The organism is Corynebacterium sp. MSK158 (genome assembly GCF_030229085.1).
Lineage (GTDB): Bacteria > Actinomycetota > Actinomycetes > Mycobacteriales > Mycobacteriaceae > Corynebacterium.
In genome coordinates, this window is the sequence record NZ_JASPHJ010000004.1 from 158,602 (window position 1) to 168,995 (window position 10,394).

14 protein-coding genes are annotated in these 10,394 nt (G+C 58.9%); 8 read left to right on the top strand and 6 right to left on the bottom strand.

Annotated elements, in window-relative coordinates:
• Window positions 1-30: 30 nt before the first annotated feature.
• Window positions 31-507, top strand: coding sequence for an S-ribosylhomocysteine lyase (locus QP915_RS05130; protein ID WP_284768396.1), 477 nt, complete (start codon window positions 31-33; stop codon window positions 505-507).
• A gap of 136 nt (window positions 508-643) precedes the next feature.
• On the opposite strand, the gene QP915_RS05135 is transcribed toward QP915_RS05130, so the two are convergent.
• Window positions 644-1,750 carry a UDP-N-acetylmuramate dehydrogenase gene (locus QP915_RS05135; protein WP_284768397.1) on the bottom strand — a complete coding sequence of 369 codons (1,107 nt, stop codon included), beginning with the start codon at window positions 1,748-1,750 and terminating at the stop codon, window positions 644-646.
• 24 nt (window positions 1,751-1,774) lie between these two features.
• On the opposite strand from QP915_RS05135, the gene QP915_RS05140 reads away from it, so the two are divergent.
• The 3 genes from QP915_RS05140 (at window position 1,775) to QP915_RS05150 (ending at window position 4,012) form a co-directional block, all read left to right on the top strand.
• Window positions 1,775-2,266, top strand: coding sequence for a DUF2505 domain-containing protein (locus QP915_RS05140; protein WP_284768399.1), 492 nt, complete (start codon window positions 1,775-1,777; stop codon window positions 2,264-2,266).
• 20 nt (window positions 2,267-2,286) lie between these two features.
• Window positions 2,287-3,099 (top strand): class I SAM-dependent methyltransferase, encoded by an 813-nt coding sequence (locus QP915_RS05145; protein ID WP_284768400.1) that lies wholly within the window; start codon window positions 2,287-2,289, stop codon window positions 3,097-3,099.
• Between the two features lie 64 nt (window positions 3,100-3,163).
• Complete coding sequence (locus QP915_RS05150; protein ID WP_284768401.1) at window positions 3,164-4,012, top strand: LmeA family phospholipid-binding protein; 849 nt, start codon at window positions 3,164-3,166, stop codon at window positions 4,010-4,012.
• On the opposite strand, the gene QP915_RS05155 is transcribed toward QP915_RS05150, so the two are convergent.
• The 5 genes from QP915_RS05155 to QP915_RS11720 form a co-directional block, all read right to left on the bottom strand.
• Window positions 4,009-4,518, bottom strand: a complete 510-nt coding sequence (locus QP915_RS05155; protein WP_284768402.1) for a beta/alpha barrel domain-containing protein — start codon at window positions 4,516-4,518, stop codon at window positions 4,009-4,011. The genes QP915_RS05150 and QP915_RS05155 overlap by 4 nt on opposite strands.
• Window positions 4,518-4,808 carry a DUF2516 family protein gene (locus QP915_RS05160; protein WP_284768403.1) on the bottom strand — a complete coding sequence of 97 codons (291 nt, stop codon included), beginning with the start codon at window positions 4,806-4,808 and terminating at the stop codon, window positions 4,518-4,520. The genes QP915_RS05155 and QP915_RS05160 overlap by 1 nt, the downstream gene beginning before the upstream one ends.
• Before the next feature lie 5 nt (window positions 4,809-4,813).
• Window positions 4,814-5,251 (bottom strand): CGLAU_01105 family protein, encoded by a 438-nt coding sequence (locus QP915_RS05165; RefSeq protein ID WP_284768405.1) that lies wholly within the window; start codon window positions 5,249-5,251, stop codon window positions 4,814-4,816.
• A gap of 19 nt (window positions 5,252-5,270) precedes the next feature.
• Window positions 5,271-6,605: a DUF445 domain-containing protein gene (locus QP915_RS05170; RefSeq protein WP_284768406.1), complete on the bottom strand. Its 1,335-nt coding sequence runs from the start codon at window positions 6,603-6,605 to the stop codon at window positions 5,271-5,273.
• A 792-nt stretch (window positions 6,606-7,397) separates the two neighbouring features.
• Complete coding sequence (locus QP915_RS11720) at window positions 7,398-7,742, bottom strand: pentapeptide repeat-containing protein (protein WP_350309422.1); 345 nt, start codon at window positions 7,740-7,742, stop codon at window positions 7,398-7,400.
• Window positions 7,743-7,915: 173 nt separating this feature from the next.
• On the opposite strand from QP915_RS11720, the gene QP915_RS11725 reads away from it, so the two are divergent.
• The 4 genes from QP915_RS11725 (at window position 7,916) to QP915_RS05180 (ending at window position 10,207) form a co-directional block, all read left to right on the top strand.
• Complete coding sequence (locus QP915_RS11725) at window positions 7,916-8,233, top strand: transposase (RefSeq protein WP_013887466.1); 318 nt, start codon at window positions 7,916-7,918, stop codon at window positions 8,231-8,233.
• Entirely contained in the window at window positions 8,230-9,150 is a 921-nt protein-coding gene (locus QP915_RS05175) for an IS3 family transposase (protein WP_350309423.1), read from the top strand. Before QP915_RS11725 ends, QP915_RS05175 begins: the two co-directional genes overlap by 4 nt.
• 55 nt (window positions 9,151-9,205) lie before the next feature.
• Window positions 9,206-9,253, top strand: a complete 48-nt coding sequence (locus tag QP915_RS11730; protein ID WP_011116968.1) for an erythromycin resistance leader peptide — start codon at window positions 9,206-9,208, stop codon at window positions 9,251-9,253.
• A gap of 99 nt (window positions 9,254-9,352) precedes the next feature.
• Window positions 9,353-10,207 (top strand): 23S rRNA (adenine(2058)-N(6))-methyltransferase Erm(X), encoded by an 855-nt coding sequence (locus QP915_RS05180; RefSeq protein ID WP_011117480.1) that lies wholly within the window; start codon window positions 9,353-9,355, stop codon window positions 10,205-10,207.
• Window positions 10,208-10,394 lie beyond the last annotated feature (187 nt).

The following is a 10,394-nucleotide window of genomic DNA, read 5'->3' on the forward strand; positions in this document are numbered from 1 at the left end:
GACACTCAGCCGTGATTACACTGGAGAAGCATGACTGAACAGAATGACAAGAAGCTCAACGTTAAGTCCTTCGAACTCGACCACCGCCTAGTCAGCGCGCCATATATCCGCGTAGCCGACCGCACGGATTTGGGCGGCGGCGTCGAAATCATCAAGTATGACCTGCGCTTTTGCCAGCCTAACCAGGATCACCTGGATACCAAGGCGCTGCATTCGGTGGAGCACATGATGGCAAACTTCATGCGCAACTACACCGATAAGCTCATCGGCTTCGCCCCGATGGGCTGCCGCACTGGCTTCTACGCCATCACCAACGGCATGGAGCAGGACGAGCTGCTGCGCGCGGTGGAAGGCGCGCTCAACGATATTCTTGACGCCACCGAGGTACCGGCCGCCAATGAAGAGCAGTGCGGTTGGGGTGCGCACCACAGTTTGGAGGGCGCGCAAGAGGCGGCCCGCGAATTCCTGGGCGCTAAGGATGAGTGGCTCCAGGTCATGGCCGCCTAAGCCAGTCGCCGGCGCGAGAGGCGCCGAACTGAAAAGCAGCCACGATAGACCCGAAAACCGCGTGGTTAAGGGCGCTATCGTGGCTGCTTTGTAGATTTTATGCCCCAGAGACTCGGAGCAAAAGCGCGCTCGCGCACTACTCGTCGAGGGAAAGGCCGATCCACACGGGTTCGGGCACAAGCTCCACGCCGAAGGTTTCCTGGACGCCGTCACGGATGGTGCGGGCAAGGTCCACGATATCGGCGGCCGTGGCCTCGCCGCGGTTGGTCAGCGCCAGCGTGTGCTTCGTCGAGAGCGTGGCCCGGCCGGAGCCCGGGTAGCCCTTGGCAAACCCGGCGCGGTCAATGAGCCAGGCGGCGGACAGCTTTTCCCGGCCGGTCTCGGCAGAGGGGTGGCGGGGCATGGAGTCTGCGGTGGCGTCGCCAAGCGAGGCACGGACTTTGGCCTGGACGGCGTCGGCAAGAGCGGAGTCCACCACCGGGTTGGTAAAGAAGGAGCCGGCGGACCAGGTGTCATGGTCGGTGGGGTCGAGCACCATACCCTTGCCGCGGCGGAGCTTCAATACCTCCTCGCGGACCTCGGCCACGGGGCGGCGCTCGCCCGGATTCTGGGTGAGCTGGCCAAAGCGCAGCGGGCGGGAAAGGCCCTCGGTATCGAGCTGGAGCTCCACCTCCAGCACCACGGCGCGGCCGGTGAATTTCAGGTTGGAATAGCGATACGCCAGCTCTAGATCGGAGGCGGGAACCCACTCATCGGTATCGGTGCGGCGGTTATAGAGGCGCACGCGGGTAAGGACCTCAGAAATTTCCGCGCCATAGGCACCCACATTCTGCACGGGGACCGCGCCCACGGTGCCGGGAATGCCGGAGAGGCACTCTATGCCGCCCAGGCCGAGCTGCACGGAGCGGGCCACTACGTCATCCCAGACGGCACCCGCCTGTGCGCGCACCACGCCGGTTTCGGTGTCCATGGAGACCTCGTCGAAATCGAGGATGACCGCGACGAGATCCACTGCGCCATCGGCCACCAAGAGGTTGGAGCCGCCGCCAACGACGATGAATTTCACTTCGGCGTGATCAAGGGCACGCACCACGGCAACGGCGGCCTCCGGCTGCGAGCAGCGCAGTGCGGCCTGCGGTTTTCCGCCTACACGCAGCGTAGTCAGGTCCGCGAAGGTGGCGGCAGGGTCCAGTTCTACGCCGTCGATCGCTGTGAGCTGTTGCGTCAAAGATTTATCAAGCACGCCTACCAAGGTAGTCTGTTAGGCATGTCAACCCGTAGTGAAAACACCGTAACCATCAATCAGCCCATCGAAAAGGTCCACAAGGCGCTGCTCACCAAGGAATACTGGGAGTACATCGTGGCCAACCTCTCCCCTGAGGCGGGCCAGGTGCACGACTTCAGCGATAACGTAGCCACCCTCTTCGAGGTTCTGCCGACCACCCTGCTGCCAGAGGCAGTGCGCGCCATGGTCTCCCAGGACTTGAAGGTCAAGCGCGTGGTTACCGTGGGCGCGCTCAATGGTGAGGCTGCTGACGTTAACTACACCGCGGATGTCAAGGGCACCCCGGTAGACTTCAAGGGCGATATCTCCCTGGCTGGCGAGGGCGAGATGACCAAGCTGTCCTACGTCAACGAGATTTCCGTCAATATCCCGATGATGGGCGCCGCCATCGAGCCGAAGGTGGGCGAGTCCCTGGGTGAGCTCTTCGATAACGAGGGCAAGCTGACCGAACAGTGGATTTCTGAGAACGCCTAAGCTCTCAAGACCCAATATCTATGGCCGACCACGCACATAATCTGCGCGCTAGCGCAGCTGCGGGTCGGCCTTTTGGCGTTATTACCCGCGGCACCACCAACCACAACCGGCTGCGGCGCTGCGATAGGTGGATGCTCGCGCACCCGGAGATTTCCGCGCTGCTGCGGCATGTGGATGCGCCGCTGGCGCTCGACGTGGGCTACGGGGCCTCGCATGCGACCACTGTGGAGTGGGCAGGGTGGCTGCGCCGGGCGAATCCGCGGGTAGACGTGCGCGGGCTGGAGATCCACCCGGACCGGGTGCTGCCGCCGCGCGATGGCGTGCGCTTCGAGCTGGGAGGCTTTGAGCTGGCCGGCTACCGGCCGCAGCTGGTGCGCGCGTTTAATGTGCTGCGCCAGTATGACGTGGACCAGGTGGAAGAGGCCTGGCAGACGGTATGTTCCCGGCTTGCCCCAGGCGGTTTCTTTGTGGAGGGCACCTGCGATGAGCTCGGCCGGCGCGCGGCCTGGTTGCTGCTCGATGCCCATGGTCCGCGAACGCTCACCCTGGCGTGGGACCCGTTCGACGTGGCGCGCCCCTCCGATATTGCCGAGCGCCTGCCCAAAATCCTCATCCACCGCAATGTGCCCGGCGAGCCCATCCACGAGCTGCTTCAGGCCGCCGACGAGGCTTGGGACCGCGCGGCCGGCTGGGCGCCTTACGGTCCGCGCGTGCGCTGGCGTAGGGCGCGAGCCATGCTTGCCGACGCCCCCTTCAACATCCACCCCGTCCGCCGGCGCCTGCGCGATAATGTGCTCACCGTGGACTGGGAATCGGTGGCGCCGCAAGGTTAAAAATGTCCTGCTAACTTCACCGCAGACTTTGCCCCGCGCCGTCTCATGCGCCACACTGGTACGCATGGCTTCGAAGAAATCGGCGGGTTCACTCGCCTGGAAAATCATCATTGGCATCCTCGTAGCACTTCTCGTGCTCATCTTGCTGGCCGAGTTTGGCCTGCGCTGGTTCATCGGCAACCAGATGACCTCGCAGTTCAACGAGGCCGCTGAGCAAGAGGGCATCCAGGTCAAAGAAGACCCCTCCGTCAGCTTCGGCGGCAGCCCGCTCCTTCTGGGGTTGTTTAAGGGCTCCATTTCCCAGATGGATATGACCACGCCGTCCACCCTGCAAATCGACGGCACCGAGATCAAGGGCCAGCCTGCCTCCGAGATCCACGTGGAAGACATGAGCACGGACCAGGACAATCCGGTGGCCGGTAAGTTGCGCGCTTCTACCACTGTGCCGGATGACTACCTGCTGGCCTCCTTCCAGAAGGGTATTTCCGAGCAAGCCGGCAGCGAGAAGGTGGGCAATATGGTGGTCACGGAAATTACCGCCAATGAGCAGGACCATGTGCTGGACGTGAAATTCGCCGGCGGCTTAGCCAACCTCTCGCTCGAGCCCACTGCCCACGATGGAAAGCTGGATATCCGCGCCACCGAGGCCTCCATCTTCGGCCTCGAGCTGCCGGACCAGGCCACCGAAGCCATCTCCTCCGCGCTGCAAAACGGCATGTCGGATCAGTTCGTGGGCTCGGACATGAACGTCGATTCCGTAGAGGTGCTCGATGGCGAACTCAAGCTCACCATCACCGGCACCGATGTTCCGATGAATGACATGGATAAGCTGGCCGGCGGCGAGGGCACCACCGGCAATGGTGGGGCCAACAATGGCGCGCCACAGCAGGACGCGCCGAAGGAAGCAGCCTAAACCAAAGCTGCGGGAAATTCGAGGACCGGAAGAGTGGCAGCGGCCAACGCCGGTCCTTTTTTCATGCCTTCGGCACCGGCGCCCGATTCCGCGTGGTCCAGGGCCGCGGCTGCGGAACTGCGCACAATAAGGCGCTGATAACCGGCTTGGTGGGCGGCGTTGAGGGCGGCATCGGCAAGCGGGGCGTCTGGGACGATGAGGCCCAAGCGGGCCGGGTCGGGGCAGGCCTCGCGGATGGCGATGAGCTCGGAGAGCACGGCATTGGCATCCGTCACGGTCTCATCAAGGCTGACCCACACCTCGCTGGCGCCCGATTGGATGGCCAAGCGCGCCTCAGAGGCCTTGATGAGCGTGTGGTGGCGGCCGGTGGGATAGCCGGCGACGGAGATGATATCGGCCGCGCCGGCCCCCGCGGCGAGGGAAACATGGTGCGGGGAGACCACGACGGTGTTATCGGCGGCGCGGTCCTTGACCGTCGCGGCCGAGGCAACGAGCAGGTTAAGCATTAGTAGCTGTAATCGCCGTTGATAATAGCCTTGAGCTGCGGGCGCACATCAAACCAGTACACGCCGGTAATGACCGTGCCGATCCAGGACAGGAATGGCATGCCGGTGGCCATCGCTACGGCCGAGCCCGCCAACAGGCCAACCCACACCCACTTGCCCTGACGGTCGCCGGCGCGGAAGGCGTCCTCGCGCGTGATAGCGGCGAGCACCGCACCGACGATGGCGGTCAGGGTGAGGATTTGGAAGATGTAGCTGTCTAGCTTCCAGGCAAGTTCATAAAGGAAATACATGCAGATTAATTCTGTGGGTCGTCGGTATCGATTACTTCACCATCGATAATATTATCGCCCTGCGAAGGAGCCGAATTCTGGCCGGGGCGCGGCGCATTCTTCTTCTCCGCGCGGCGGGCCTGGGCGGAATTATAGGCGTCCATGACGCCCTCGCGGGTCTCGTTATAGGCGGTGGAGAACTTTCCCTTGGCGTCAGCGAAAGACGCGGACTCGCGGGTGCCGTCCGCGGCCTTCTTCAAGGAAGCACCAAATTCCTTCGCGGTGGCGGTGGCCTTGTCCACCAGGCCATCCTTGCCGGTGGCGCCGTAAGGGCTATGTGCCTGCGCGCCTTGAGCGTGCTGGGTGCGCTCTTCTTGCAGGCGGCCGCCGAAGTCCTTGGCTACGTCAAAAGCAGCGCTGCCGGCATCCTTCAGGGAATCGAAAATCTTTTTATTATCGCTCATTGCTCATTACTCCTTGTGTTTAAGCACCAAAGATCAGGTGGTTGATCGCGAATATCACCAATCCTGCCAGGGAACCGACGATAGTGCCGTTCAAACGAATAAACTGCAGATCCTTGCCCACCATGAGCTCGATATTCTGGGAGGCTTCCTCCGCATCCCAACGCTTGATGGTCTCTGGGATAATAGCGATGATTTCCGGCGCGAATTTCTCGACCGCGTAGCGCGCGGCCTTATCCACGAGGGCATTAGCCTGGGCCAGGAATTCGGAGTCCTCGAGCAGACGGTGCGCCAGCTCCTTTACCTTGGCCGTAATCTTCTGGCGCAGGAAAGACTCCGGGTCATTGAGCTGGTCAATGAGCGTGGTGGATACCGTGCGCCACATGGCCGCCGGTGCCTGCTGGGCTTGGTCGGAGGCGAGCATCTCTTGCTTGATGCCCTCAATGCGCCCGCGCATGTCCTCGTCCCACTGCAGGTCCGCGGCCAGCTTGGACAGGTTTCGGCGAATGGCCAGGCGAGCCTCATGGTTGCCATTGCGGCGCACCTCATCGGCGAATTCCACGAGCTCGGTATAGACCTTCTCCCCCACCATCTCGCGGGCAAAGCGTGGCGCCCACCCCGGCATCCGCTCGTCGATGGCGGTGACCACGGTGGACTCCATGCTCAGAATCTTGCCGTGCGCCCACTCAATGAGGTCGTCTTCCAGCGGACGGGCCTTGCCGTCTGCAATATAGCCCTCCAGCAGCCTACCCAGCGGTGGGCCCCACTCGGGCTCGGCCAGGCGGTCCATGACTTGGGTGCGGATAAAATGCTCTGCTTCTTCGGGGTCCAAATCTGCGACCACGCTGGCGGCACGCTCGCCAATCCACGCGGAGACCTCCTCCGCCTTGCCGGGCTCCACGCCCTGGCGCGCCAGCCATAGCGGCAGCTCCGCTTCCCGCACCTTGGCGCTAAGCGCATCCGCGGTAAGGAAGTTCTCCTCCACAAAGTCACTTAAGGCATCGCCCACGCGGTCCTTATTATTCGGAATCAGCGCCGTGTGCGGAATGGGCAGCCCCATCGGCCGGCGAAATAGCGCGGTCACCGCAAACCAGTCCGCCAGGCCACCCACCATGCCTGCCTCCGCCGCTGCACGCACGTAACCCACCCAGACGGGAGCCCCGCTTTCCGACGCCTGCCACCACGAACACCCCAAAAAGATCACCGCCGCACCAATCAGGAACGACAGCGCAATCGCTTTCCACCGGCGCAGGTCTGCACGACGGGCTTCCTGGTTGCCAGCCTGCGGCACGGGAGCAGCACCCGACGATGCCGATGCCGTAGCCGTTTCGAGGCCTTCCTCCGCGCAGTGCGTCATGAGTTCTCCTTGAGGTTGTGAAGGTGTATTCGGGCTTCGACCATTAAGACTAGTGCGTACTTAAAAGCACTCGACCTCTGCCTTCAGCAATTAAGCTTATGAACGCCAAAGAATCTGAACTGAAGGGCACCAGATTTTGTTCTGTTAGAGAAGATAAATACCCACTAGCACAAACACTAACTTCGTTAATCTAAGCAGGCGGTCTTAATGGGGTTGACCAGGTCGCTTCCGAGGCTAAGGATAAGCTCTTCGATGCTGCCGAGGGTATGAAGGATAAGGCCAACAAGGTTATCGGCGGCCTGAAGGACGACTAATCCTCGGCCCCCTCATCTCTGTCTCTGCACATCGCTGCGCTGACACTCTGCTGGCGCAGCGAATTTATTGATCAAGAGTACGTGCGCATCACGAAACGCAGTGACGTGTCCGAGCAGCAGAAGGCTATCCCTTCGAAAGCGATTGTTGGATAGAGCCCAACCGTAGTGTCATAACCACATCCCCAATTCCAACTTTCCCGGAAGCAGCGTCAGAGGCTTTTAATGCCCAGAAGTACGCAAAGTAAAAATCCGCCCAGGTTCACCCAGAGACACGCATTATCATGTCGATTTGCCCCTTGCTTTCATCTTCTCTAGGGAAACCAGCAGCTAGAACCACAAATCAGAACATATGCTTTAGCATATGTTCTGCTTTATGGCGGGCTCGGCGAGTGCGCTGATTTACCCTCACATTGCGTTGTTTACACGTTTTCAATGCTCATTACAAAAAAGGGTTCAAACGGAATTCGTGTAGGCGCAATCAAGGGCTATAAAATATCGCATTCCTTGCATCCAAACCTGTACATTCAGAGAATTGCCTTGGATTGGCGGTAACAGGTACTAGATATGCGTTCGTAAAATTAGCGCGCGTTAATGTCGCTCCACGAAGGTCTGACTCGCTAAGAATTGCGTTCGTAAAATCTGCGTCGGTGAAATCTGCCGATTTCAAGTTAGCCCATGCCACCATGGAGCCGCGGAAAGAGCATCCTTTACATATGCTTCCTTCGAGATTGATATCCGTCAGGTCATAGTTGGACATATCTTTTCCGGAAATGTCTTTACCAGCGAGTCCCGTGACCCACGTTTGGGGCATTGCTTTATACATCTTTTACGTGGTCCGATCTGTTTCGATTGTGGAACTGGCCTATGGCCAACAATATAAATGCGTTTAAAAATACGTTTACTAGAGACAGCAAATCGATGTAATCATGACCTAACCCTAGAAATCCTGAAGTGTCCCAGGTTTTGTTCCGTTTGAGTAGATGGGAAATCTGGAATATGCCAAGAAAATTTGACCAGGATGCGAAGGATCGTGTGGTCCGTCTTGTAGAGGACCGCATCTTGGCGGAAAATATGTCGATGCAAGCCGCGTGCCAGGCAGTAGCCCCAAAGCTGGGGGTGTCATGGCACACAGCCCGTCAATGGACCCAACAGGCCCGCCGTGCGGGAAACATCCCAGAACCCGTGCCTGAAGATCTGGCCGCCGAAAACGCGAGGCTTCGCCGTGAAAATCAAGAGCTACGCGACACCAATGAACTTTTAAAGGCTGCCTCAGCTTTTTTCGCGTCGGAACTCGACCCAAAACGTCGGAAATGATCCGGTTCATCGATGAATACCGGAATCGTTTCTCTGTCGAGTTCATCTGTAAGACGTTGAAGAAAAACCGCGCTGGTGGGTTCATCACCTCGCGTGGGTATCGTCAGTCCAAGGCCCGTGGGGTAAGTGCTCGCGGCCTTCGTGATGCTGTGCTGGTTGAACGCATTAGTGCTATCCATCGGGATAATTACGGCATCTACGGTGTGCGGAAAATGTGGCATGCTCTTCATCGTGACGGAATCGATATCGGTCGTGAACAAACCGCGCGGCTGATGCGTCTAGCCGGTGTATCAGGCAAAGGCAAAGGCCGCTCGCCTATGACCACTCGCACACCTCAAAGGCCGGATTTGCGCCCGGACTTGGTGGAGCGAGAATTCAAAGCCGAAGGCCCGAACAAGCTGTGGGTGGCTGATATTACCTACGTGCGCACGAAGAAAGGCTTTGTGTATGCCGCGTTTGTCACCGATGTTTACTCCCAACGGATCGTTGGGTGGGCGTTATCAGATTCCATGCGCACCGAAGCGTTGCCGCTGCAAGCTCTCAACCAGGCGATCGCGTCTGCTGAGGAAACAACAGGTCTCATTCATCATTCGGATCACGGCTCGCAGTATGTCAGCGTTGTCTACAACGAGCGTCTTGCCCAGCACGGGATTGCCGCTTCCACCGGAACTGTTGGCGACTCCTATGACAATGCTCTGGCGGAAAACGTTAATGGTTCCTACAAAAACGAGCTGATCCATACTCGCAGGTGGGATGAGGTTGTCGAGGTGGAAATCGCGACGTTTGAGTGGGTGTCATGGTGGAACGAGACGAGGCTTCACCAAAGCTTGGGCTACCGCACGCCAGCTGAAGTGGAAACCGAATTTTGGGACCAGCACCCGCCGCAAGCAATAATAGAAATCAAGGCAAACGCCTAGGAACAAAACCCGGGGCACTTCACACCCGCGAATTTAAATGGATATAATTAGACCCATGTTGATTTCAGGTACCGCTTTCTTGCGGTTGCGCACCAACCGCTAAGGCGGTTTCCTACCCCGTAGGTTAAAAACCGCTCCGGTCCTTTAGCCGGGCGGCTATTTGTCATGCCCGGCTCCCTTTCAAATCCAAGGAGCACACCTGATGTCTGCATACGGACACGGCCGTCACGAGCATGGCCAAAATTTTCTCACCAACCACAAGATCATCAACTCCATCATCGACCTTGTGAAACAAACCTCCGGCCCCATCATTGAGATCGGACCAGGAAGCGGTGCCCTCACTCACCCGATGGCCCACTTGGGGAGGGCGATAACGGCAGTTGAAGTGGACGCAAAACTAGCTGCCAAAATCACACAAGAAACCTCCTCGGCGGCGGTCGAAGTGGTCCATGATGATTTCCTTAACTTCCGGTTACCCGCCACTCCCTGCGTCATTGTGGGAAACATTCCCTTTCACCTCACCACTGCCATTCTTCGAAAGTTGCTGCATGCGCCAGCATGGACTGACGCTGTACTCCTCATGCAGTGGGAAGTCGCTCGCCGCCGGGCCGGGGTAGGCGCAAGCACGATGATGACGGCTCAGTGGTCCCCATGGTTCACATTTCACCTGGGTTCTCGGGTACCAAGGTCTGCTTTCCGGCCACAGCCAAACGTTGACGGGGGGATCTTAGTGATCCGCCGGGTGGGTGACCCGAAGATTCCGATAGAGCAGCGCAAAGCCTTTCAGGCGATGGTGCACACCGTTTTCACTGCCCGGGGACGCGGGATAGGGGAAATTCTCCGAAGGGCAGGGTTGTTTTCATCACGTTCAGAAACACAATCATGGTTGCGCTCGCGAGGAATCGACCCCGCGACCCTACCTCCCAGATTGCACACCAACGACTGGATCGATCTCTTCCAGGTGACTGGTTCCTCTCTACCTCACCATCGACCCATTTCACCATCGGGAAGTAGTCAACGACCTCCTCAACGGAAAAACCGAAGCCGGCGGCGTTAATCCCCACCAAAACCGAAATCCACCAGTAGTACTAAAAGGGCTCTTCCGGTTTTAGAGTGCATTGATTAGTTCGCCGGGGGTTCGGGCGTGGCACAAGATATTGGGGTCCTCGCTCAATGATATTTCGCAATAGCCAGCAATGAACGCTTGCATTGCGCAAGACGTTACATTATCTTCTGAAACATAT